Source organism: Luteimonas campi (assembly GCF_051162505.1).
Classification (GTDB): domain Bacteria; phylum Pseudomonadota; class Gammaproteobacteria; order Xanthomonadales; family Xanthomonadaceae; genus Luteimonas.
This window is the reverse complement of the sequence record NZ_JBNWEM010000005.1, coordinates 59,106-82,229: the sequence shown is the minus strand read 5'-3', so window position 1 is coordinate 82,229 and position 23,124 is coordinate 59,106. Positions and strand designations below refer to the sequence as shown.

Below are 23,124 nucleotides of genomic sequence, written 5' to 3'. Positions count from 1 at the left end.
GATCGCACCCATCCGCACGCGCCGGAGTCCATGCCCCAGGGCTGAGCCCGACGTTCCAGATCGGCAGGCACGGTCGCCGGCCCGCGAAGACGGCTTGGCGATCGCGACCGCGGGCGACGCCGCCACCCGCCCTACCCCGCCATCACCACCCGGTTGCGCCCACCGGCCTTGGCCAGGTACAGGCGGCGGTCGGCATCGGCGAGCAGCCGGTGCAGATCGTCGCCCGGGGCGGCAATGCGTGCGCCGATGCTCACGGTCATGCGCAACTCGCCGCCCGGGGTGCGCACGCGGAGGTCTTCGATCCGCTGGCGCAGCGCGTCGAAATACGAGTCCAGCGCCTCGGCATCCAGGTCCGGCACCAGCAGGCAGAACTCCTCGCCGCCGAAGCGCGAGACCACGTCCTGCGGCCGCGCATGGCCCGACAGCACGCTCGCGACCGCGCGCAGCGCATGGTCGCCGGCGTCGTGGCCCCAGCCGTCGTTGATGTGCTTGAAATGATCGATGTCCAGGATCGCCATCGCCAGGGGGCGACGCACGGCAAGCAGCTTGGGGACCAGGCGCTCGGCCTGTTCGAGGAAGTGGCGGCGGTTGGGCAGGCCGGTCAGGAAATCGCGCGTGGCCAGGTCCTGCAGACTGCCGATCAACTCCAGCTGGTCCACGTTCTGCGATACCCGGCAGAAGAATTCTTCGCGCGAGAACGGTTTGCGCAGGAAATCGTTGGCTCCGTTCTTGAGGAACCTGGCGACCAGCCCGCCATCGTCGCGCCCGGACACGCCGATCACGGCCACGCGGTCGCGGGCCCGCAGCGCTCGCAGGCGACGCGTGAGTTCCACCCCCTGCATGCCCGGCATCTCCTGGTCCACCATTGCCAGGCGGATGGTCGGGTCGCGTTCGAGCAGGCGCAACGCGGCATCGCCGTCGCCGGCTTGCACCACCCGGTAGCCGTAGGTCTCGAGCAGGTTGGCGGTGTGCATCCGCGCGGAGGCCGAGTCGTCGACCACCAGCGCCGAGATGCGACGGTTGCGCTCAAGGCGCTTCACCAGCCAGACGATGTAGTCCAGGCTGCCTGGCGTGCTCTTGAGCACGAAATCGATGACCCGCCGCCGCAGCAAACGCTCGCGCAGGTCCTCGTCGTAGACGCCGGTGACCACCACGGTGGACAGGCCGCGCCCCTGCAGACAGTTGACCACCTCGTCGCGATCGCCATCCGCCAGCACCAGGCCGGTGAGAGCGAGGAACCAGTCGTCGTAGCGGTCCAGCAGCGCGCGCGCCTCCGCCAGGGTCGAGGCGACCGCAACAGGCAGTTCAAGCTGCTGTTCGATGGCACCCGCGACCGCCTGCACGTACGCACGCGAGTTCTCCAGCAGCAGCACGCGCTGCGGCAGGGGCGAACTGGGCACGATGGTCTGGAGCACGGTCACGCGTCCGCACCTTGGGTGGCGTCCCCCGAATTAACGGCCCCGTATGGTGCGACTTGAACCGGCGACCCGGGCGCGTCGCCATGCACGCGGCGCGGCGCAAAGCGACGCTTCCGGTCAGATTTCGACCTGCGCGCCGAGCTCCACCAGCCGGTTTCCGGGAATCCGGAAGAACTGGTTGGCCGGCGCGGCGTTACGGTGCATCACCGCGAACAGGCGGTCGCGCCAGACCGGCATGCCGCGCTTGGCGCTGGAAACGATGGTCTCGCGGCTGACGAAGTACGTGGTTTCCATCGGGTCGAAGCTGAGCGTGCTGTGGTCGGCCGCCTGCATCAGCGCCTGCGGCACGTCCGGGGTTTCCATGAAGCCGAAGCGCACCAGCACGCGGTAGAAGCCGTCGCCGACCGAGTCCACTGTCAGGCGCCTGCCCGGGGTGGCGTAGGGCACGGTCAGCGTTTCGACGGTCAGGAACACATTGCGTTCGTGCAGCACCTTGTTGTGCTTGAGATTGTGCAGCAGCGCATGCGGCACCACGCCCTTGTCGCTGGTCATGAACACCGCGGTGCCCTCGACCCGCACCGGCGGCGCCAGCATCAGCCCGGGGATGAAGGTATCCAGCCGGATGCCTTCCTTCTGCATCTCCTCGCGCAGCGTCTCGCGCCCGCGGCGCCAGGTGCGCAGCAGCGTAAACAGCACGATGCCCAGCACGACCGGGAACCAGGCCCCCTGCAGCACCTTGGCGCCGTTGGCGACCAGGAAGGCGGCGTCGATGAGCAGGAACAGCCCGCACAGCGGCAGCAGCCAGCTGCGCCATTCCGGCCACAGCGCGCGTGCCACCAGCGCCAGCAGCAGCGTGTCGATCAGCATCGTGGCCGAGACCGAGATGCCGTAGGCCGCGGCCAGCGACGAGGAATTGCCGAACGACAGCACCAGGCCGACGACGATCACCATCATCGTCCAGTTGATCGCCGGGATGTAGATCTGGCCGATGGTCTCGCTGGAGGTGTGCTTGATCCGCATGCGCGGGATGTAGCCCAGCTGCATCGCCTGCCGCGCGATCGAATAGCCGCCGGTGATGACCGCCTGCGACGCGATCACCGTGGCCAGGGTGGCGAGCACGATCATCGGCCACTGCGCCCAGTCCGGCACGCCGACATAGAACGGATTGCGGATCGCGGCCGGATCCTCCAGCACCAGGGCGCCCTGCCCCAGGTAGTTGAGCATCAGCGAGGGCAGCACGAAGAAATACCAGGCGTAGCGGATCGGCTTCGGCCCGAAGTGGCCCATGTCGGTATAGATCGCCTCGCCGCCGGTGACCGCGAGCACCACCGCGCCGAGGATGAAGATCCCGCCCCAGGTGTGATCGATGAAGAAACGCACCGCCCACCAGGGATTGATCGCGTGCAGCACCTCGGGCTCGTGCAGGATGTTCATCAGCCCCAGGGCCGCCAGCGCCGCGAACCACAGCATCGTGATCGGTCCGAAGATCCTGCCCACCTTGGCCGTACCGAAACGCTGGGTCGCGAACAGCGCCACCAGTACCACCAGGGTGATGGGCACGATCCAGGCGTGCAGGCCGGGCGCCACCACCTCCAGCCCCTCCACGGCCGACAGCACCGAGATGGCCGGCGTGATCACCCCGTCGCCGAAGAACAGCGAGGCCCCGAGGATGCCGAGGATGCCCACCATGTAGGCCGAGCGCGACCCCTTGGGGAAGCAGCGCTGGGCCAGCGCCATCAGCGCCATGATGCCGCCCTCGCCGTCGTTGTCGGCGCGCATGATGATGGTGACGTACTTGAGCGTGACCACCAGGCTCAACGCCCAGAAGATCATCGAGAGCACGCCGAGCACGGTGTCGTGGTCGGCCACCAGCCCGTAGTGCGGCGAGAACGCCTCGCGGATCGTGTAGAGCGGGCTGGTGCCGATGTCGCCGAACACCACGCCGATCGCGCCGACCACCAGCCCGGCCATTCCGATGCTGCCATGGCCGTGCGCGGCCGTCCCGGGTCCTGCAGGCTGGGGGGCGTTGTGCGACATGTGGGCGGGTGTCCCGGCGGGGTCAGCGAAGCGCGGACTGTAGCGCCTTGCGGATGATGGATTCCGCAGGATCGCCGTCGGCCGCGGCGGCCTTGGCCATCTTCTGCGCCTCGGCCGGCTTGTAGCCCAGCTGCTGCAGGGCGACGATGGCCTCCGACAACGGATCGGCCGGCACCGGGCCCGTGGCGCCGGGTACGCCGCCGGCCACCAGGTCGGCGGCACGGTCGCGCAGCTCGACCACGATCCGCTCGGCGGTCTTCTTGCCGATGCCCGGGATCCGGGTCAGCGCTGCGACATCGCCGGTCTGCACCAGCAGCGCGAACTGGTTGACCGAGGCGCCGGACAGGATCGCCAGCGCGATCTTCGCGCCGATGCCGCTGACCTTCTGCACGTCGCGGAACAGGCGCCGCTCGGCCTCGCCCAGGAAGCCGTACAGCGAGACGCTGTCCTCCTTCTGCGCGTAGTGGGTGAACAGCGCCACCTCGCGCCCGACCTCGGGCAGGTCGTAGAAGGTGCTCATCGGCGCTTCGAGTTCGTAGCCCACGCCGTGCACGTCGACGACCAGCCAGGGCGGCTGCTTGTGGACGAGGATGCCCTTGAGTCTTCCGATCATGGGTGTGCCCTCCGGGCACGGGAATGGGGAATCGGGAATCGGGAATCGTGGCTGCGGCTCGCGCCGCCCTTGCGATTCCCGATTCCCCATTCCCGATTCCCGGCTGCCGTCACTTCCTGCTCCAGGCCTGCTGCGTGCTCACGCCCAGGCGCCGCGCGGTGGCGCGCACGTGGGCGTGGGTGATGGCGATGGCCAGGGCGTCGGCGGCGTCGGCCTGCAGCCTGCCCTGCAGGTTGAGCATCAGCCCGACCATGTGCTGGATCTGCGCCTTCTCCGCGCCGCCCTTGCCGACCAGGGCCAGCTTCACTTCCTTGGCGGCGTATTCGTGGACCGGCAGGTCGCGCAGCACCACCGCGCTGATCGCCGCGCCGCGTGCCTGGCCGAGCTTGAGCGCGGAGTCGGGATTGCGCGCCATGAACACGCGCTCGATCGCCACTTCCTGCGGGCGCCAGGTCTCGATCACGTCCGCCAGCCCCAGCAGCAGGCGCTTGAGCCGCTGGGCGAAGTCGCCTTCGCCCAGCAGCACCAGGGCGGCGTTGTACACGTGCGTCGCCCGCCCCGCGGCATCGACGTCGATGATGCCGACACCGGTGCGCTGCGAACCCGGGTCGATGCCGAGGATGCGGGTCACGTTGCGGGATTCGGGAATGGGGAATCGGGAATCGGAAAACCGGTCTCGCAAAAGGATCGGGAACCGCCTTCCGACGATTCCCGATTCTCCGTTCCCGATTCCCGGCGCTCAGCCATAGGCCTCGTCGCCCAGCTCCGCGTTCGAGTACACGTTCTGCACGTCGTCCATGTCCTCGAGCCAGCGCAGCAGCTTGACCACCTGCTGCGCGGTTTCGCCGTCAACCGCGATGTCGTTGTCGGCGCGCATGGTCACCTCGGCCAGGTCGGGCGCCAGGCCCGCGGCTTCCATCGCCTGCTTCACGCCGGCGAAGGATTCGGGCGAGGTGATCACGTCGATCGCGCCGTCCTCGGGATAGACCACCACGTCGTCGGCGCCGCCCTCGATCGCGGCCTCGGTGATCTTCTCCTCGTCCGCGCCGGCGCCGTACGACAGCACGCCCATCTTGCGGAACATGAAGGCCACCGAGCCTTCGGTGCCCAGGTTGCCGCCGAACTTGCCGAACGCATGGCGCACATCGGCCACCGTGCGCACGCGGTTGTCGGTCAGGCAGTCCACGATCACCGCCACGCCGCCCGGAGCGTAGCCCTCGTAGCGGATCTCCTCGTACTCCACGCCCTCGAGTTCGCCGGTCGCCTTCTTGATCGCGCGCTCGATCACGTCCTTGGACATGTTGACGCCCAGGCCCTTGTCGATCGCAGCGCGCAGCCGTGGATTGCCCCCGGGATCCCCCCCGCCGGCGCGTGCGGCCACGCCGATCTCGCGGATGATCTTGGTGAAAATCTTGCCGCGCTGTGCGTCGACGGCGTTCTTGCGTGCTTCGATGGAAGGACCGCGTCCCATGGATCGTCAGGCCGGTTCGGGAGAGTTGCCGATTATACGTTTCGCGCGTCGCCGCCAGCGGCGAAGCGCCCGGTGCGCAGGAAGCAGGCCGCCTGCCGCGCGGCCTGCGGCGACAGCAGCAGGCCGCTGTGGCTGGCCGGCACGATGCAGTGGTCGCGCAGCCCGGGGATCCGCGTTTCGGCGATCGCCACGGTGCCGTCCGAATCCGGGTCGACCACCGACAGCAGCCGCCCCAGCCCGCGCGGCACGCAGCCGGCCACCACGCCGACCTCGGTCGACCCCGACCAGTCCTCCAATCCACGCTGCAGCAACCCGGCGCTGCGCCCCAGCAGCGGCGAAGACCAGCGATGCGCGCCCAGCGAGCGTGCCGTGCAGCTGCCGCACAGCGGCGAGCCCAGGCACACCACCCGCCGCACCGGGAGATCGGGCTCCGCGCGCAGGGCCTCCAGCGCCACCAGCCCGCCCAGGCTGTAGCCGAGCAGGTCCACCGTCGGGCCGCCGCGCAAGCGGTCGGCCAGCGCGCGGGCGGCATGCGCCGGGTCGTCGAACACGCTGCGATAGCCCCATACCCGCGCATCCAGGCCGGCCGCGCGCAGCTTGCGCGCCAGCGGCAGCAGCCACAGGCGCGCGTTCCAGATGCCGTGGATCAGCAGCACCGGAGGCGCGGCGGCGGCCTCAGGAGCCGGCGACGATCGTCCGGACATGCGTCGATCGAACCCTTGCCGCGTCGGCGGCGCAAGTCGCGTTGATGTGGCGCGCGGGAATACGCGGCGGTCCCGATGTCATCGGCGCGCCGCCTGGCCGGAAGCCGGGCCGGCCGCGTCGGGATCGCACGCGGGGCGCCGCAGGATGTATTCCAGATCGCGGGTGGCGCCGACCGCGAACAGGTACTCCCCTACCCGCTCGAAGCCGCGGCGCGCGTAGAAGCGTTGCGCGCCCAGGTTCTCGGACCAGACGCCGACCCAGAGCGTGCGCGGTCCGTTGCCCAGCAGCCAGTCCATCGCCGCGGCCATCAGCCGCCCGCCGTGGCCGCCGGCCTGGAAGCCACGCAGCAGGTACAGGCGCTTGATCTCGCCGTCGCCAGGCGCGACCTCCGGGTGCGGCAGGCCACAGGGTCCGGCCGCGACATGGCCGACCGCGGCGCCCTCGCATTCGAGCAGCCAGACCGCGTAGTCGGGATGGCTCAGGATCGTGCGCTGGCGATCGACCGAATAGGCGTCCCGCAGGAACCCGGCGAGGTCCGCCTCCGGATACAGGTGACCGAAGGTTTCGGTGAAGGTGCGTTTCGCCAGCGCAGAGAGCGACTCTGCATCACCGGGGTCTGCGCGGCGCAGGCGGCATTCTCCCCGGGGCTGCGCGACGTGGGCGGGAACGGACATGCTCATCCGCGCATTGTGGCAGCCGCGCCTCGCGCGGCGGTAGCATTGACCGGCCGACCGGACACAGCGCCATGACTGCCTCGATCCGCCTGCGCTGAAACAGCATCGCAATGCCCCATCCCGTCTCGCCCCGGCGAGGCGCGTTGCCTGCTGTTTCAGACACGGAACGACACTCATGCAAGATTTCGATTTTCCGGCCGGCCAGGCGTTCTGGCAGGCCCCGGCCGCGTTCTTCCAGACCGCCCTGGCCACCGGGCCGGCCATTCGAGGTGCCGGCGAAGGCGCCGTCGCCATCCTCGGCCATGCCGCCCTGCACGCGCTGGCCCGCGCCCCGGGCGCCGATGGCCACCCACCCGGCAATGCCGGGCAACTGCCCGGCCAGGACGCGCTCGCCGACCTGCTGCGCTGGGGCCTGTTCATGCAGTCCTCGCCCCTGCATCGGGAACTGCGCAAGGCGGTGATCGCAGGGCTGTCGACCCGGCGCATGGACGCACTGCAGACGGTGGCCGCCGCGACCGCCCGCGAGCTGGTCCAGGCGCTGCACCTGCGGTCCGACCCCGACCTGGTGGCGCATGTCGCTCGACCCCTCGCCGCGCGCGTCTTCTGCGCCCTGGTCGGGCTCGATGCCGCGCGCGCCGATGACCTGGCCCGGACCATGGCCGCCGCGGCGCAGGCGTTCGAGGACCAGGCATCGCCCGGGATGCTGGAGATCGCGACGGGGGGCGTACGTGCCCTGCTGGCCGACCTCGATGCCCTGGAGGCGCGGGGCGACTCCGCCCTGCTGGCCGACATCGCCCGCGAACTGCCCGCGCAGTCCCCGGCCAGCGCTGCCGGGCTGGTCGCGGGCTTCGCCTTCGACGCCATCGAGAGCGTCGGCTCAGGGCTGGCTTGCGCCCTCGACGTACTGCTGCGCCACGACCTTGGCGCGGCGATGGCCGGCCAGGCCCAGTACTCGATCGACGATGCGGTACAGGAAGCGTTCCGGCTGACATCACCGACCATGTTCAGCGTCCGCATGGCGCGCGAGCCGCTGTCCTACGGCGGCACGACCATCGCTCCCGGCACGACGCTGCACATGTGGTGGATTTCGGCCAACCACGATCCTCGCGCCTTCCATAGGCCGGAGCTGTTCGATCCTGTCCGGGGCGCCCGCGGACACCTCACGTTCGGCGGCGGCGGACATGCCTGCCTGGGTCGCCGGCTGGCGGGAATGCTCGCACGCGAAGCCCTGGGCGCGCTTCGACCAGCGCAGGGGCCTGGCTATGTCCGCCTGGGGCAGACGCGCTTCCTGCCGCGCTACGCGCGGATGCCGGAAGCGGCGCCCCTGCACCGCGTCGGCTGAGCCTCGCCACGCGCTCGCCGGCCCGCGGGTGAGCGCGGGACCCGTACAGGCGCGCCAACAGATGGCGCGCCTGCACGAACCTGCGGCTGCAGGCACAACCAGGTCCCCGCTGCCGGGTGACCGGGTGGTGGCCGCATCAATCCCGCGGACGCACCTGCACGTGCACCTCGGCCAGCTGCGCGTCCGGGATCGGCGACGGCGCGCCGGTCATCAGGCACTGCGCGGAGGTGGTCTTGGGGAAGGCGATCACGTCGCGGATCGACTCGGTGCCGGCCATCAGCGCGGCGATGCGGTCGATGCCGAAGGCGATGCCGCCGTGCGGCGGCGCGCCGTAGCGCAGCGCGTCGAGCAGGAAGCCGAACTTCAGCTCGGCCTCTTCCCTGCCGATGCCCAGCAGCTCGAACACGGCCGACTGCATCGACGAGCGATGGATACGGATCGAACCGCCGCCGATTTCGTTGCCGTTGAGCACCATGTCGTAGCCGCGCGACACCGCGGTGGCGGCGTTGGCGCGCAGGTCGGCCTCGTCGTCCACCGCCGGCGCGGTGAAGGGGTGATGCAGGGCGACGTAGCGCTGCGCCTCCTCGTCCCACTCGAACATCGGAAAGTCGGTGACCCACAGCGGGCGCCAGCCGTCCTCGACCAGGCCGAAGTCCCTGCCGGCCTTGAGCCGGATCGCGCCCATGAAATCGCTCACGGTCGAATACTTGCCGGCGCCGAAGAACACGATGTCGCCGTTGCCGGCGCCGACATGCGCGATGAGCGCGGCGAACGCCGCCTCGTCGAAGAACTTCTGGATCGGCGAGGCGATCTCGCCGTTCTCGCCGATCTTGATGTAGGCCAGGCCCTTGGCGCCGAACTTGGCGGCGTGCGCGCCGTACTCGTCGATCTGCTTGCGCGACAGCGAAGCGCCGCCGGGAATGCGCAGCGCCGCCACGCGTCCGCCGGGATCGACGGCCGGGCTGGTGAACACGGCGAAGCCGCTGTCCTTGACCAGATCGGCCACGTCCACCAGCTCCAGCGCGATGCGCAGGTCAGGCTTGTCCGAACCGTAGCGGCGCATCGCCTCGGCGTAGGTCATGCGCGGGAATTCGGCCGCCAGCTCGACCCCGGCCACCTCGCGGAACACGTCGCGGATCATCGCCTCCACCGTGTCCTGCACCTCGCGCTCGGACACCCAGGCGAACTCCATGTCCAGCTGGGTGAACTCCAGCTGGCGGTCGGCGCGCAGCGCCTCGTCGCGGAAACAGCGCGCGATCTGGTAGTAGCGGTCGAAGCCCGCCATCATCAGGATCTGCTTGAACAACTGCGGCGACTGCGGCAGGGCGTAGAACTCGCCCGGATGCATGCGTGCAGGCACCAGGAAGTCGCGCGCGCCCTCGGGCGTGGCCTTGGTCAGGATCGGGGTCTCGATGTCCTGGAAGCCGCGCGCGTCCAGCCAATGGCGCAGCGCGCTCACCAGCTTCGTGCGGGTGCGCATGCGGCGCTGCATCTCCGGGTGGCGCAGGTCGAGGTAGCGGTACTTCAGCCGCGTCTCCTCGCCCGGATTCTCGTGGTGGTGGAACGGCAGGGGCTCGGCCTTGTTCAGCACCTCGATCGCCTCGGCCACCACTTCCACCTGGCCGGTGCGGATCTTCGCGTTCACCGAATGGCGCCGACGCACGGTACCGGTGATGCGCAGGCAGTCCTCGTAGCCGATCTTCTCCGCCATCGCCACCACATCGGCGTTGCCCGCCGCATCCGACGGCTCGGCGACCACCTGGACGATGCCCTCGTGGTCGCGCAGGTCGATGAAGCAGACCCCGCCGAGGTTGCGGGCGACGTCCGCCCAGCCGCACAGGGTGACGGTCTGCCCGACCGACGTCTCGTCGATCAGGCCGCAGAAATGGGTACGCATGGAACGGGAACTCCGCAGGTCGTGCCGGCCGCGCCGGCAAACCGCCAGTCTAAGGGGCTTGCGGCCCGCGCGCGACGGAAGGTGAACCGGGAGACCCCGCCGGAGGCCTGTCGACGGAAGATTCAGCAATATGACGGCATGGTGTCAGCCGGTCCCGTCATGCGGGTCCGGCCCGTCCCGATCGAGGAAGCCCGTCCGCATGACGCTGATCCTGCCGCTGTCGCTGTCGCTCCTGGTCTACCTGCTGCTGGCCTCGCGGCGCTGGTCCTGGCTCAAGGCCGGACTGCTGTCGGCGCTGCTGCTGGCGCTGAGCGTGTGGTGGCTGGTCGACAGGATGAGCGGCAACGGCATCGACCCGGCCACGCTGTACCACCTGCAGGCGGGCATGCAGGGCGCGGGCGTCGGCGACTTCAGTGCCGATATCGCCCGCTTCCTGGGCCTGGCCCTGCTGTCGCTGCTGCCGCTGGCCCTGGTGCCGTTGCTGCGCGGGCGGCTGCAGCGCTTCCGCCATCGCCACCACGCGCCAGCCGTGTCGGCCGGCTTCGCAGCGGCATTCGCCGTTGCCGTCCTCGCCAGCCCGCTGCATTCCGACCTGCAGCGCCTGCGTGGCCATCTGGCCCCGGTCGATGCCAGCGGCGTGGCGCCGCAGTACCAGGTGCCCGGGGGCGAGCTGGCGCGGCGGCCCAACATCGTCTGGATCTACGCCGAAAGCCTGGAGCGGACCTACCTGGACGAGACCGTCTTCCCGGGCCTGATGCCGCGGCTCGCGCAGCTGGTCAGGCAGGGCCTGGACTTCCGCGACATCGCCTCGCCCGAGGGCGGCGGCTGGACGATCGCCGGCCTCGTCACCTCGCAGTGCGGGATTCCGCTCACGGCCGCGCGCGGCGACGAGAACAGCCTGGGGCGGATGCGCGAATTCCTGCCCGGCGCGCATTGCCTGGGCGATTTCCTCAAGGCGCAGGGGTATCGCAACCTGTTCCTCGGCGGCGCCGACTCGGGCTTCGCGGCCAAGGGGCGGTTCCTGGAGCAGCACGGCTTCGACGAGGTGCGCGACCTGGCCCACTACCGCCAGGCCGGCATCGACAACGCGCACTTCTCCAGCTGGGGCCTGCACGATGATGTGCTGCTCGAGGACGCGTTCGAGACGTTCCTGGCGCTCTCGGCGGCAGGCACGCCGTTCATGCTCAACGCACTGACCATGGATACGCACCATCCGGCCGGGCACCTGCCGGAGGCCTGCCGCGACGTCCGCTACGAGAGTCCGCTGGGCGACATCGGCCTGCTGCATGCGATCAAGTGCAGCGACATGCTCATCGCGCGGCTGATCGACCGCATCCGCGCCAGCGACTACGCCGACGACACCCTGATCGTGCTGGCCTCCGACCACCTGGCCATGCCCAACCACCTGAGCCACGTGCTGAAGGACATGCGCCGCGAGAACCTGCTGCTGTTCCTGGGTCCCGACATCGCGGGCCAGCAACTGGCGGTGCCCGGCACCACGCTCGACTCCGGCGCCACCCTGCTCTCGCTGATCGACCCGGCGCGCACCGCGCTCGGCTTCGGCCGCTCGCTGCTGTCGCCCGAGCCTGCGCCCTCGGCGAGCATGGCCGCGCTGGACCGGTCGGCCGACGGTTACGCGCCATACCTGGCCTATGCGCGCGGGCTGTGGACCGGCGGCGACGCGCGCACCCTGCGCGTGGACGACGGCCAGATCCGCATCGGCCTGCAGCACGTGCGGCCGCCGGCGATGATCGAATACGAGCGCGACTGGACCCTCGGCGCGATCACCATGGAAGACGCACCGCGCCAGTTCGGCATCGACGATCCCGCCAACGTCCGCGCCTACGTCGACCGCTGCACCGCCTTCGACGACGACGCCCTGAGCGGCGAATGGTGCGCGCTGCTGGTGGACGCGCAGAACAACCGCAAGCTGTTCGCCGACGCCGACCTGCAGCGCGGCGTGCGCGTGGACGCGCCGCTGGAGGCCGCCGACGGACCCCGCCCGCGGCCGCGGCGTGCGATCTGGCTGGGCCACGAGACCGAGGTGGTGGCGGGCCAGTACCAGCTGCGCGTACGACCGCGCGAGTGGCCGACGCATCCGTTCTGGCTGGAGGCGGTAGACTCGGATGGACGCGTGGTGGCGCGCGAGTGGATCCAGCCGAAGGGCCGCAGGCCGACCGGCCCGATCCGCCTGCAGATCGGCGTGGACGAGACCGTCACCGATCTGGAATTCCGGGCCTGGCTGGACTGGGCCGAGTACATGGAGCTCGACAGCCTGGCGATGGTGCGCACCGCGCCGCGCTCCCGTTCCTGAGCGCGGACACGGCGGCTGGCGTGCCGTCGCCGCCGCTCGCGCGGCTGCGGCGCTGCGGAGCGCGCCTGGATCAGGCGTCGGCGGATTTCGGGGTGGCTGCGGCCGCCGCAGGCGCGGCCGCCGGCTTGGCTGCATCGCCCGCGGGCGCATCGGACTTCGGCGCCTTGGCCTCGTCGCCACCTGCGAGGTTGCGCTTGCGGTCGCCGTCCTTCTTGAAATCGGTCTCGTACCAGCCGCCGCCGGCCAGACGGAACGACGGTGCGGTCACCGCGCGCTTCACCGCGGCCGCGCCGCAGGACGGGCAGACCTCGGGATCCGGATCGGACAGCTTCTGCAGGCGGTCGAAATCGTGGCCGCACTGCTCGCAACGGAACGCATAGATGGGCATGGCGATGGTTCGGAAAGGGGTGGTGACGTCGGCGCGCAGTGTGGGGACGCGCCGGCAGGATTCAAGTCCGGACGCATCCCATTCCGGCCGGCGCCTGGCAGCGCCGGCGCGCAAGGTCAGGGCTGCTCGCTGCCCCACGGCGCCGGCGGCAGGTCCACCGGGCGGGTGAGGTCGAATTCCACCTTGAACTCGCGTCCGCCCGGGCGGGTGAGCTCGTAGAGGAAGCGCTGGCCGGGTTCGATCTCCATCGCCCAGGTGTTGGTGATCGAGGCGTCGAGCCCCTCGCGGCGGAACATCGCGATCGACTCGGCGTCCACCGGGAACTCCTGGCGCACGGCCGTGCCGGCGCTGGCGGTGTCGCCGCCGTACATGGTCACCGCATCGTCGCTGCCGTCCTGGTGGCGATGGTCGTGCTTCAGGCGCAGGCCTTCGCCGGTGCGGGTCAGCACCCAGGTACGCGAATGATCGTCGCCGACGTGGAAGGGCACGCGCAGTTCACGCGCCGGATCCTCGCAGCCGCGCACGTGCATCACCAGGCGCTTGCCCTCGAACGCATCGGGTTCGGGCGAGGCCGGGACGTTGGACGCGATCCGGCCCTCGAAGGCCTGGCCGCAGTGCGTGGCCAGCGCAGCGAGGAAGCCGTCGGCGGGCGCCTGGGCGTCCGCCGACGGTGCCGGATCGACGTGCTCGGCTGCGGCATCGGCCTGGGCGGCCGCGCTGTTGTCGCTGTCGACGGAGACGCTGCAGGCGGACAGGGAAACGGCGAGTGCCGCGACGGGAAATAGGCTGCGCATGGAAGTCCTGACGTTGGTGTGCATCGCTGCACCGTAACCGCGCCGATGCACGGCGGGCAAGCCGGAGCGCGGATCAGCCGTACAAGGCCAGCAGTGCGCCCTCGGCGTCGTCGAGCTGCGCGCGCAGCGCCGCCTGCTTCTGCCCGATGGCCGTGACCCGGCTGCCGTCGGCATAGATCGCCGGATCGGCCAGCTCGGCCTCCAGTGCCGCCAGCGCCTGCTCCAGTTCGGCAACACGGGCCTCGGCCTTGCCCAGCTTGTGCGGATTGACCTTCGGCGCGGCCTTGGGCGGTTCCGGCGCGGGCTCGGGCGTTTTCGGCATCGCAGGGGCGCGCGCCTGCTCGCTGGCCGGGCGCGAGCGCAGCCAGGCCGCGTACTCGTCCAGGTCGCCGTCGAAGGGCTTGACCACGCCGTCGGAGACCCGCCAGAAAGTGTCGCTGACCAGGCCGATCAGATGGCGGTCGTGCGAGACCAGCACGATCGCGCCGTCGAAGTCGCTCAGCGCCTCGGCCAGGGCCTCGCGCATGTCCAGGTCGAGGTGGTTGGTGGGTTCGTCGAGCAGCAGCACGTTGGGCTGCTTCCAGGCGATCAGCGCCAGCGCCAGGCGCGCGCGCTCGCCGCCGGAGAAGCCGTCGATGCTTTCGAACGCGCGGTCTCCGGGGAAGTACCACTTGCCGAGGAAGTCGCGGAAGGCCTGCGTCGGCGACTCGGGCGAGAGCTCGCGCAGATGGTCGATCGGCGAGGTGCCGGCCTTGAGCGACTCGACCGTGTGCTGGGCGAAATAGCCGATGCGCAGGTCCGGGTGCGCATAGCGCTCGCCTTCCAGCAGCGGCAGCTCGCCCACCAGCGACTTGACCAGGGTCGACTTGCCCGCGCCGTTGGGGCCGAGCAGGCCGATGCGGTCGCCGGCTTCCAGGCCGAAGCCCACGTTGGACAGGATCCGCGCACCGCCCCCGTAGCCGCATTCGCCATCGTTGATGCGCAGCAGCGCGTGCGGCAGCCGCAGCGGCGCCGGGAACTCGATGCGGAACTCGCGCTCGGCGCGCACGGCTTCCGTGCCGGCCAGCTTGGCCAGCCGCTTCATGCGGCTCTGCGCCTGGCGCGCCTTGCTGGCCTTGGCCTTGAAGCGGTCGATGAACTTCTGCAGGTGGGCGCGCTCGGCCTGCTCCTTTTCGTGCGCGATCTGCTGCTGGCGCAGGTGCTCGGCGCGCTGGCGCTCGAAGGCGGTGTAGTCGCCGACGTAGAGCTTGGCCTTGCCGTCGTTGAGGTGCAGGGTGTGGGTGGACACGCCGTCGAGGAACTCGCGGTCGTGCGAGATCAACAGCAGGGTGCCCGGGTACTTGAGCAGCCACTGCTCCAGCCACAGCACCGCATCCAGGTCGAGGTGGTTGGTGGGTTCGTCCAGCAGCAGCAGATCGCTGGGCATCATCAGCGCGCGCGCAAGGTTCAGGCGCACGCGCCAGCCGCCGGAGAACGCGCTCACTGGGCGGTGGTGGGTTTCGGCCGGAAACCCTAGGCCGTGCAGCAGGCGCCCGGCACGGGCCTCGGCATCGTAGCCGCCCAGCTCGGCCAGCTTCTGGTGGGCTTCGGCCACCGCTTCCCAGTCCTCACGGGCGTTGGCCTCGGCCTCCGCCTTGATCACCGCGTGGATCACGTCGTCGCCGCCCAGCACGAAGTCGATGGCCGGGTCGGGCAGCGACGGGGTCTCCTGCGCCACGCTGGCGATGCGCACCCGGTTGGGCACGTCGATGTCGCCCTTGTCGGGCTCGAGTTCGCCCCGCACGGCGGCGAACATGGAGGATTTGCCGGTGCCGTTGCGCCCGACCACGCCCACCCGGTAACCGGCGTGGAGACTCAGGTCGACGTTGGACAGCAGGAGGCGTTCGCCGCGGCGGAGGGCGAAATTGCGGAAGGCGATCATGGGGCGCGGATTCTACCGGAGCCCGGCGCAACCGCCTTCAGGCGCGGCGCAGGGCCACTTATGCAAAAACGGCATATGAAGATGGCTCATTCCGTTTTGTTTGTTTGTTAGGAGCGAGTTAATTTGCCCCTATCCCCCGCGTTGCCCCCAAAGGAGTCCCCATGGTCCGCCACCCCCTCGCCGCCGCCCTGCTGATCGCCCTGGCCGCACCCGCGGCGCTCGCCCAGTCCGTCGATGCGCCGACCGCCGGGACCCTGGACACGGTCATCGTCACCGGCACCCGCGTGGCCGACCGCACCGTGGCCGAGTCGCAATCGCCGATCGACATCATTAGCAGCGAGGCCCTGCAGGCCACCGGCACCACCGAGCTGGCCACCGCCCTGGCCCGCGCCCTGCCCTCGCTGAACTTCCCGCGGCCGGCCCTGACCGACGGCACCTCGGCCATCCGCCCGGCCCAGCTGCGCGGCCTCGCGCCCGACCAGGTCCTGGTGCTGGTCAACGGCAAGCGCCGCCACACCTCGTCCCTGCTCAACCTCAACGGCACCATCGGTCGCGGCTCGGCCCCGGTCGACCTGAACACCATCCCAGTCTCGGCCATCGAGCGCGTGGAAGTGCTGCGCGATGGCGCTTCGGCCCAGTACGGCTCCGACGCCATCGCCGGCGTGGTCAACGTGGTGCTCAAGGGCGAGCGCGAAGGCGGCAGCCTGCTGGTCCAGCACGGCCAATTCTCGGCGGGTGACGGCGCGCAGTCCCAGATCGCCGCCGACAGCGGCCTGGCGCTGGGCGAGGAGCGCGGCTTCCTGCACCTGTCGGCCCAGCTCGGCCAGCAGGACGCGAGCAACCGCGCCCGCCCCTTCGCCGGCACGCCCGGCCCGACCCAGCCGGCGCCGGGCCAGAAGGCCTTCGTGATCGGCGAGCCGGAGGTGGACTTCGGCGCGGTCGCGCTCAACCTCGACTATGCGCTGACCGATGCGATCTCGCTGTATGCCTTCGGCACCGCCAGCAACCGCGACATCACCTCGTTCGCATTCTTCCGCGCACCGGGCAACCCCACCCAGAACATCCCGTCCATCTACCCCGACGGCTTCCTGCCGGAGATCAACAACATCTCCAAGGACCGCTCGCTCGTGGCCGGGCTCAAGGGCTTCACCGCCGGCGGCTGGAACTGGGACCTGAGCTTCAACCACGGCTACAACCACCTCGAGTTCTATACCCGCAACACGCTCAACGCGAGCCTGGGCGCGAGTTCGCCCACCGAGTTCTACGACGGCGCGCTGGAGACCACCCAGAACATCGTCAACCTCGACGTCAGCCGCCAGCTCGACTGGGGCCTGGCCTATCCGGCCACGCTCTCGTTCGGCGTGGAAGCGCGCAACGAGAAGTGGAACCAGTCGCCGGGCGAGTACGGCTCCTATGCCGATGCCGGCCAGGGCCCGGCAGGCGCGCCTGGTGGCGCGCAGGGCTTCGGCGGCTTCGCGCCGGAAGTCTCGGGCGCCTACGACCGCGACAGCCATGCCGCCTATGTCGGCCTGGAAGCGGACTTCAACGACCGCTTCTCCGGCGGCGTCGCCGCGCGCTACGAGGACTACGACGACTTCGGCAGCCAGGCCTCGGGCAAGGTCTCCGCGCGCTACGCCTTCAGCGACGCGGTGGCGTTGCGCGGCACGGTGTCCTCGGGCTTCCGTGCGCCGTCGCTGGCGCAGCAGTACTTCCAGACGGTGAGCACGGTGTTCCTGCCGGGCGTGGCCACGCCATTCGAGATCCGCACCTTCCCCGCGAGCAGCGCGGTAGCGCAGGCCTTCGGTGCCGAGCCGCTGCAGCCCGAGGAGTCGCTGTCCTACAGCCTGGGCCTAGTGCTGCAGCCGGCCGACGGCCTGTACGTGACCGTGGATGCCTACCAGATCGACGTCGACGACCGCATCGCGCTCTCGTCCAATCTCACCGGCGACGCGGTACGCGCCCTGCTCGAGTCGCGCGGCATCTTCGGAGTGAACGGTGGCCGCTACTTCACCAACGCCATCGACACCCGCACCCGCGGCATCGACGTGGTCGGCACCTGGCGCGTACCGCTGGCGGCCAGCACCCTGGACTTCACCGGCGGCTACAACCACACCAAGACCGAGATCACCCGCATCGCGCCCAACCCGCCGGAGCTGGAGCAGAGCGGGCTGAACCTCGAGCGCATCGACCGCGTCGAGGCCGGACGCATCGAGCAGGGCTTCCCGCGCAACAAGCTGCTGCTGGGCGGCGTGTGGACGGGGCAGCAATGGTCGTTCTCGGCCAATGCCACGCGCTACGGCAGCGTGCGCACCACGCCCAACAACGCCGCGCTCGACCAGGAGTACGGCGCCAAGTGGCTGCTCGACGTGTCCACCAGCTTCCGCCCGGACGACCGCTGGACGCTCACCCTGGGCGCGGACAACGTGCTCAACGAATACCCGGACGAGAACATCTTCGGCAACTCGACCAACGGGCAGTTCCCGTACAGCAACCTGTCGCCGTTCGGGTTCGGCGGCGCGTTCGTCTACGGCAAGGTCGGCTACCGCTGGTAGGCGGGGACGTCTGCCCCGACAGGGACCGGTCCGGCGCCTGTAGCTGGGCGCCGGACCGGGGATTGCTCCTCGGCTGACCGAGCACAGATCGGTCCCTGGATGACAGCGTGCGGCGTTCCCGGAAGCGGGAACGACAGACTGTCCCTGTGCAGGTAGCTCTCGGCGCTGGCAACAACCTTTTCCGACCGCCCGCGCGTCAGGCTTCGCCCTGCGGTCGCGCTACTCCCGCCTCCATCCCGGCTCCTTGCATCCCTCGGGGCGGAGACAGATGCAGCAGCAGCGACCGCGAGCCTGTTTCACCTTGCGCGCACGCGCAGCGCACCGCGCAGCCGGCGGGATCCGCGCGAACGGAACCGCGAGAACGCCGGAATCCGCCTGATTTGATCGCATCGCCCGCATCCGCCAAACTGCAGCCCCATGATCAGGCAATACCGCGGGCCTCGATGCATCATGACACCGACCTGATCAACATCGTCGCCGTTGGCCTTGCCGTCGCGTTCGTGCTCGGTGCCCTGGCCAACCGCCTGCGCATGTCTCCGCTGGTGGGTTACCTGGCCGCGGGCATCATCGTCGGACCGTTCACTCCCGGATTCGTCGCCGACCAGGAGCTGGCCAACCAGCTCGCCGAGATCGGCGTGATGCTGCTGATGTTCGGGGTCGGCCTGCACTTCTCGCTGAAGGACCTCATGGAGGTCAAGGCGATCGCCATTCCCGGCGCGGTCGCGCAGATCACCGTGGCCACGCTGCTGGGCTGGGGACTGTCCGCGATCCTCGGCTGGCCCACCCTGCATGGCGTGATCTTCGGATTCGCCCTGGCCACGGCCAGCACCGTGGTGCTGCTGCGGGCCATGGAAGAGCGGCGCCTGCTGGACACCACGCGCGGGCGGATTGCGGTGGGCTGGCTGATCGTCGAGGACCTGGCCTGCGTGATCGCGCTGGTGATGATGCCGGTGATGGCGGACATCTTCGTCGGCACCGCCGGCGCGCCGCCGCCCACCTTCGGCGGCGTGGTCAATACCGTGCTGTGGACCATGTTCAAGGTCGCCGCCTTCGTGGCGGTGATGCTCGTGATCGGCCGGCGCGTGATTCCGAAGCTGCTGGAGCTGATCGCCGGTACCGGTTCGCGCGAACTGTTCACGCTGTCGGTGCTGGCGATCGCGCTGGGCATTGCGTTCGGTTCGGCGCTGCTGTTCGGCGTCTCGTTCGCGCTGGGCGCGTTCTTCGCGGGCATGCTGCTCAACGAGTCCGAGCTCAGCCACAAGGCCGCCAACGACTCGCTGCCGCTGCGCGATGCCTTCGCCGTGCTGTTCTTCGTGTCGGTCGGCATGCTGTTCGATCCGATGATCCTGGTGAACCGGCCGCTGGAAGTGCTGGCCACCGCCTTCATCATCATCTTCGGCAAGTCGGCCGCCGCGTTCTTCATCGTGCGCGCTTTCGGCCATCCGACCTCGACCGCGCTCACCATCTCGGCCAGCCTGGCGCAGATCGGCGAGTTCGCCTTCATCATCGCGGGCCTGGGCGTGGCCCTGCGCATGCTGTCGGTGGACGAGCAGTCGCTGGTGCTGGCCGGCGCGCTGATCTCGATCATGCTCAACCCGATGATCTTCCGCCTGCTCGACCGGCGCCTGGCCAGGCGCGCAGCGGCCGAGGCCGCGGCCGCCGACGCGCAGCAGGGCGAGGAGGAAGAGGATCCGCTGGCGCATCCCGGGCTCGACGTGGACGACCACACCATCGTGGTCGGCTATGGCCGCGTCGGGCGCCAGCTCGCACTGCTGCTGCGCGATCGCGGCGTGCCGGTGGTGGTCGTGGAGGAAGACGCTGACCTGGCGCACCGCGCGCGCGAGGAAGGCCTGCTTACCGTCCGCGGCAACGTCGCCTCCGAACCGGTGATGCTCGAGGCGCTGCCAGGGCGCGCCAAGCTCGCCGTGTTCGCGATTCCACGCGCGCTCGAGGCCGGTGAAACCATCGAACGGATGAAGCGGGTCAATCCGGCGCTGACGGTGCTGGCGCGCGCGCACAGCGAAGCCGAAGTCCGCCATCTGCTGCAGCACGGCGCCGACGGGGCGGTGCTCGCCGAGCGCGAACTGGCCTTCTCGCTGGCGGAGATGGTGATGTCGACGCCGCCCTATCGTCCGGCCCGCAAACCCGCAGGCGACGATACCGCGCCGCCCAGCGCCCCGGCGCCGGCGGCGGCGTGACCGGGCACGACGCAGGTCGTCGCGACATCGCGCGCGGATCTTGCCGCAGGCTCGGCCGACGACCGCCTCCCGCCGGCATGCAGCGCTATCGCGTCGCGTCCAGGCGTGCGCCGGGAAGTCCAGCAACGGCACGATGCGGCGCGCGACGACCGGACCGGCTCCAGACGCAACGCCGATGCGCATCGTCTTCCTGACTGGTGCGGGCATGTCCGCGGAGAGCGGCGTGCCGACCTTCCGCGACGCCCTGACCGGGCTGTGGTCGCGCTACGACGCCGAGCAACTGGCCACCCCGGAGGCGTTCATGCACGATCCGGCGCTGTGCTGGGGCTGGTATCGCTGGCGCGCCGCGCTGGTGCGGCGCGCGCGGCCCAATGCCGGGCACCTCGGCATTGCGGCGCTGGCTCGCGGCGGGCACGCGGTCTCGGTGATCACGCAGAACGTCGACGACCTGCACGAGCGCGCCGGCTCCAGCGGGGTGGTGCACCTGCACGGCAGCCTGTTCGCTTCGCGCTGCATGGACTGCGCCCACCAGCCCACGCCGGATCCGATCCTCGACGGACAGGACGCGCTGCTCGAGGGCGCACGCGAATCGCCCCCGCCCTGCCCGGCCTGCGGCGGAATGATCCGGCCTGGCGTCGTCTGGTTCGGCGAAGCGCTCCCGGACGAGGCCTGGAATGCCGCTTGCGCGGCGCTCGAGGACTGCGCGTTGCTGGTCGTGATCGGCACTTCGGGCCTGGTGCATCCCGCTGCGTCGCTGCCGCAGCGCGCGCGCCGCGGGGGCGTGCGCGTGCTCGAGATCAACCCGGTCGAGAGCGCAGTGTCGGCGTACGCGGACGAACGACTGCCGATGACCGCGAGCGCGGGAGTGCAGGTCCTGCTCGATCGCCTGGCCTGAGCCCGGGCACGCGGTGCCGCTGCGGGCCGCGGCATGGGAGGCAAAGGCCATCGCACGACGCGCTGGCGGCGCCGGACAGACGGTCCGCTCCGCCTGGAATGACCGACGTTTCGCTCGCCCCCGCATGCCATCGGGCGTGCGGACGACGGCTCGAACGGGGCCGCCAACGCGGCGGGCGGCATGGACCATCCTCGCGCCGTCCCACGCAGGAGTTCGCGCGGGACGAGGTGGCGCCGGCAATCCCGCTGCCGGTCAGGCGTGGGCCAGCGCCTGCTCCAGGTCGGCGAGCAGGTCGTCGAGGTGCTCGATGCCGACGCACAGGCGCACCGTCTCCTCGCTGACGCCGGCCTGCGCCAGCTCTTCGGGCGACAGCTGGCGATGCGTGGTCGAGGCCGGATGCGTGGCCAGCGAGCGCGTGTCTCCGATGTTGACCAGCCGCGTGAACAGCTGCAGCGCATCGAGGAAGCGCGCGCCCGCCTCGCGGCCGCCGGACAGGCCGAAGGTGAATAGGCCCGAGGCGCCGCCATCGCGCAGGTATTTGCGCGCCAGCGCATGGTCGGCGTGACCTTCCAGGCTGGCGTAGTTCACCCATTCGACCTTCGGATGCGCCTGCAGGTGGCGCGCGACGGCCAGGGTATTGGCGTTGATGCGGTCCATGCGCAGCGGCAGGGTCTCGATCCCCTGCAGGATCAGGAAGGCATTGAACGGCGACAGCGCCGCGCCGGTGTTGCGCAGCGGCACCACTCGCGCGCGGCCGATGTACGCGGCCGGACCCAGCGCCTCGGTGTAGACCACGCCGTGATAGCTGACGTCCGGCTCGTTGAGGCGGCGGAAGCGCGCCTTGTGCTCGGCCCAGGGGAACCTGCCCGAATCGACGATCGCGCCGCCGATGCTGTTGCCGTGGCCGCCGAGGTACTTGGTCAGCGAATGCACCACGATGTCGGCACCGAAGTCGATCGGGCGCAGCAAGTAGGGGGTGGGCACGGTGTTGTCGACGATCAGCGGCACGCCATGGGCATGCGCAACCTTCGCCACCGCCTCGATGTCGGTGATGTTGCCGAGCGGATTGCCGATCGATTCGACGAACACGGCCTTGGTGCGGTCGTCGATCAGCCGGGCGAAGGATTCCGGGTCGCGGTGGTCGGCGAACCGCGTCTCGATCCCGAACTGCGGCAGGGTGTGCGCGAACAGGTTGTAGGTGCCGCCGTAGAGCGCGGCGGACGAGACGATGTTGTCCCCGGCCTCGCTGATGGTCTGGATCGCGTAGGTGATCGCCGCCTGGCCCGAGGCCAGCGCCAGCGCGCCGATGCCGCCTTCCAGCGCCGCCACGCGCTGCTCGAGCACGTCGGTGGTCGGGTTCATGATGCGGGTGTAGATGTTGCCCGGCACCTTGAGGTCGAACAGGTCGGCGCCGTGCTGGGCGCTGTCGAAGGCATAGGCCACGGTCTGGTAGATCGGGACCGCGACCGCACGCGTGGTGGGGTCGGGCGAATAGCCGCCGTGGACGGCGATGGTTTCAGGCTTCCAGTTCGGATCCATGGTCAATGCTCGGGTCGAAACCGCTGGACCATACACCAGCGATGGCGCGCGCGGCGGCGCGGTTGCAGGCGCAACGATGCGGGTGCGCCGGCCTGGCAGGAAGCATGGGGAGATCTCTCGATACCTTTTCGCGCGCAAGCGCGCTCCCACAGGCAGGCGGCGGTGCGCAACGGCCTAGCGCACCTATGGGAGCGACCCTGGTCGCGAACGCCACGACCGAAGCTTCACATGTGGGAGCGACCTTGGTCGCGAACGCCTGGGCTGTACCAGCTATGGGTTCGGCCCTGGTCGTGAACGCCTCGGCCAATGCCGAGCTGTGGAAGCGACCTCGATCGCGAACGCCTTCGGGCCAGTCATGCGCTCATG

17 protein-coding genes are annotated in these 23,124 nt (G+C 70.1%); 5 read left to right on the top strand and 12 right to left on the bottom strand.

Annotation, left to right across the window (positions count from 1 at the left end; genetic code table 11):
- Nucleotides 1-131 precede the first annotated feature (131 nt).
- From ACQYVW_RS14375 to ACQYVW_RS14345, 7 genes are all read right to left on the bottom strand, one after another.
- Nucleotides 132-1,421: a diguanylate cyclase gene (locus tag ACQYVW_RS14375; RefSeq protein WP_434947459.1), complete on the bottom strand. Its 1,290-nt coding sequence runs from the start codon at nt 1,419-1,421 to the stop codon at nt 132-134.
- A 114-nt stretch (nt 1,422-1,535) separates the two neighbouring features.
- Entirely contained in the window at nt 1,536-3,455 is a 1,920-nt protein-coding gene (locus ACQYVW_RS14370) for a potassium transporter Kup (protein WP_434947458.1), read from the bottom strand.
- Between the two features lie 22 nt (nt 3,456-3,477).
- Entirely contained in the window at nt 3,478-4,068 is a 591-nt protein-coding gene (gene ruvA / locus ACQYVW_RS14365) for a Holliday junction branch migration protein RuvA (protein WP_434933048.1), read from the bottom strand.
- A gap of 109 nt (nt 4,069-4,177) precedes the next feature.
- Nucleotides 4,178-4,699: a crossover junction endodeoxyribonuclease RuvC gene (gene ruvC / locus ACQYVW_RS14360; protein ID WP_434933049.1), complete on the bottom strand. Its 522-nt coding sequence runs from the start codon at nt 4,697-4,699 to the stop codon at nt 4,178-4,180.
- Nucleotides 4,700-4,807: 108 nt separating this feature from the next.
- Complete coding sequence (locus ACQYVW_RS14355; protein WP_434947457.1) at nt 4,808-5,539, bottom strand: YebC/PmpR family DNA-binding transcriptional regulator; 732 nt, start codon at nt 5,537-5,539, stop codon at nt 4,808-4,810.
- A 32-nt stretch (nt 5,540-5,571) separates the two neighbouring features.
- The gene (locus tag ACQYVW_RS14350) at nt 5,572-6,243 is read right to left on the bottom strand and encodes an esterase/lipase family protein (protein WP_434947456.1); all 672 of its coding nucleotides are present in this window, start codon (nt 6,241-6,243) and stop codon (nt 5,572-5,574) included.
- 78 nt (nt 6,244-6,321) lie between these two features.
- Nucleotides 6,322-6,918 (bottom strand): GNAT family N-acetyltransferase, encoded by a 597-nt coding sequence (locus ACQYVW_RS14345; RefSeq protein ID WP_434947579.1) that lies wholly within the window; start codon nt 6,916-6,918, stop codon nt 6,322-6,324.
- Nucleotides 6,919-7,093: 175 nt separating this feature from the next.
- On the opposite strand from ACQYVW_RS14345, the gene ACQYVW_RS14340 reads away from it, so the two are divergent.
- The gene (locus tag ACQYVW_RS14340) at nt 7,094-8,260 is read left to right on the top strand and encodes a cytochrome P450 (protein ID WP_434947455.1); all 1,167 of its coding nucleotides are present in this window, start codon (nt 7,094-7,096) and stop codon (nt 8,258-8,260) included.
- 136 nt (nt 8,261-8,396) lie between these two features.
- Here ACQYVW_RS14340 and aspS read toward each other — a convergent pair whose 3' ends face one another.
- Nucleotides 8,397-10,157 (bottom strand): aspartate--tRNA ligase, encoded by a 1,761-nt coding sequence (aspS, locus tag ACQYVW_RS14335; protein ID WP_434933053.1) that lies wholly within the window; start codon nt 10,155-10,157, stop codon nt 8,397-8,399.
- 199 nt (nt 10,158-10,356) lie between these two features.
- Between aspS and ACQYVW_RS14330 the strand changes: the two genes are divergently transcribed.
- Nucleotides 10,357-12,471: a phosphoglycerol transferase I gene (locus tag ACQYVW_RS14330; RefSeq protein ID WP_434947454.1), complete on the top strand. Its 2,115-nt coding sequence runs from the start codon at nt 10,357-10,359 to the stop codon at nt 12,469-12,471.
- Between the two features lie 70 nt (nt 12,472-12,541).
- On the opposite strand, the gene ACQYVW_RS14325 is transcribed toward ACQYVW_RS14330, so the two are convergent.
- From ACQYVW_RS14325 to ACQYVW_RS14315, 3 genes are all read right to left on the bottom strand, one after another.
- A complete protein-coding gene (locus ACQYVW_RS14325) occupies nt 12,542-12,859 on the bottom strand; it encodes an FmdB family zinc ribbon protein (RefSeq protein WP_434947453.1) in 318 nt (105 codons plus the stop codon).
- Between the two features lie 116 nt (nt 12,860-12,975).
- Nucleotides 12,976-13,653 carry a hypothetical protein gene (locus ACQYVW_RS14320; protein WP_434933056.1) on the bottom strand — a complete coding sequence of 226 codons (678 nt, stop codon included), beginning with the start codon at nt 13,651-13,653 and terminating at the stop codon, nt 12,976-12,978.
- Nucleotides 13,654-13,726: 73 nt separating this feature from the next.
- Nucleotides 13,727-15,574: an ABC-F family ATP-binding cassette domain-containing protein gene (locus tag ACQYVW_RS14315; protein ID WP_434933057.1), complete on the bottom strand. Its 1,848-nt coding sequence runs from the start codon at nt 15,572-15,574 to the stop codon at nt 13,727-13,729.
- Nucleotides 15,575-15,735: 161 nt separating this feature from the next.
- Between ACQYVW_RS14315 and ACQYVW_RS14310 the strand changes: the two genes are divergently transcribed.
- From ACQYVW_RS14310 to ACQYVW_RS14300, 3 genes are all read left to right on the top strand, one after another.
- Nucleotides 15,736-18,126 carry a TonB-dependent receptor plug domain-containing protein gene (locus ACQYVW_RS14310; RefSeq protein ID WP_434933058.1) on the top strand — a complete coding sequence of 797 codons (2,391 nt, stop codon included), beginning with the start codon at nt 15,736-15,738 and terminating at the stop codon, nt 18,124-18,126.
- Between the two features lie 443 nt (nt 18,127-18,569).
- Complete coding sequence (gene ybaL, locus ACQYVW_RS14305; protein ID WP_434933059.1) at nt 18,570-20,324, top strand: YbaL family putative K(+) efflux transporter; 1,755 nt, start codon at nt 18,570-18,572, stop codon at nt 20,322-20,324.
- A gap of 175 nt (nt 20,325-20,499) precedes the next feature.
- Nucleotides 20,500-21,219, top strand: coding sequence for an SIR2 family NAD-dependent protein deacylase (locus tag ACQYVW_RS14300; protein ID WP_434947452.1), 720 nt, complete (start codon nt 20,500-20,502; stop codon nt 21,217-21,219).
- A gap of 252 nt (nt 21,220-21,471) precedes the next feature.
- On the opposite strand, the gene ACQYVW_RS14295 is transcribed toward ACQYVW_RS14300, so the two are convergent.
- The gene (locus ACQYVW_RS14295) at nt 21,472-22,758 is read right to left on the bottom strand and encodes an O-acetylhomoserine aminocarboxypropyltransferase/cysteine synthase family protein (protein WP_434947451.1); all 1,287 of its coding nucleotides are present in this window, start codon (nt 22,756-22,758) and stop codon (nt 21,472-21,474) included.
- Between the last annotated feature and the right edge of the window lie 366 nt (nt 22,759-23,124).

Coding starts and splice junctions, on each gene's coding strand:
- ybaL (WP_434933059.1), top strand. CDS start 18,570: ATGCATCATGACACCGACCTGATCAACATCGTCGCCGTTGGCCTTGCC.
- ACQYVW_RS14315 (WP_434933057.1), bottom strand. CDS start 15,574: ATGATCGCCTTCCGCAATTTCGCCCTCCGCCGCGGCGAACGCCTCCTG.
- ACQYVW_RS14355 (WP_434947457.1), bottom strand. CDS start 5,539: ATGGGACGCGGTCCTTCCATCGAAGCACGCAAGAACGCCGTCGACGCA.
- ACQYVW_RS14370 (WP_434947458.1), bottom strand. CDS start 3,455: ATGTCGCACAACGCCCCCCAGCCTGCAGGACCCGGGACGGCCGCGCAC.
- ACQYVW_RS14350 (WP_434947456.1), bottom strand. CDS start 6,243: ATGTCCGGACGATCGTCGCCGGCTCCTGAGGCCGCCGCCGCGCCTCCG.
- aspS (WP_434933053.1), bottom strand. CDS start 10,157: ATGCGTACCCATTTCTGCGGCCTGATCGACGAGACGTCGGTCGGGCAG.
- ACQYVW_RS14330 (WP_434947454.1), top strand. CDS start 10,357: ATGACGCTGATCCTGCCGCTGTCGCTGTCGCTCCTGGTCTACCTGCTG.
- ACQYVW_RS14310 (WP_434933058.1), top strand. CDS start 15,736: ATGGTCCGCCACCCCCTCGCCGCCGCCCTGCTGATCGCCCTGGCCGCA.
- ACQYVW_RS14295 (WP_434947451.1), bottom strand. CDS start 22,758: ATGGATCCGAACTGGAAGCCTGAAACCATCGCCGTCCACGGCGGCTAT.
- ACQYVW_RS14325 (WP_434947453.1), bottom strand. CDS start 12,859: ATGCCCATCTATGCGTTCCGTTGCGAGCAGTGCGGCCACGATTTCGAC.
- ACQYVW_RS14340 (WP_434947455.1), top strand. CDS start 7,094: ATGCAAGATTTCGATTTTCCGGCCGGCCAGGCGTTCTGGCAGGCCCCG.
- ACQYVW_RS14300 (WP_434947452.1), top strand. CDS start 20,500: ATGCGCATCGTCTTCCTGACTGGTGCGGGCATGTCCGCGGAGAGCGGC.
- ACQYVW_RS14320 (WP_434933056.1), bottom strand. CDS start 13,653: ATGCGCAGCCTATTTCCCGTCGCGGCACTCGCCGTTTCCCTGTCCGCC.
- ACQYVW_RS14345 (WP_434947579.1), bottom strand. CDS start 6,918: ATGTCCGTTCCCGCCCACGTCGCGCAGCCCCGGGGAGAATGCCGCCTG.
- ruvA (WP_434933048.1), bottom strand. CDS start 4,068: ATGATCGGAAGACTCAAGGGCATCCTCGTCCACAAGCAGCCGCCCTGG.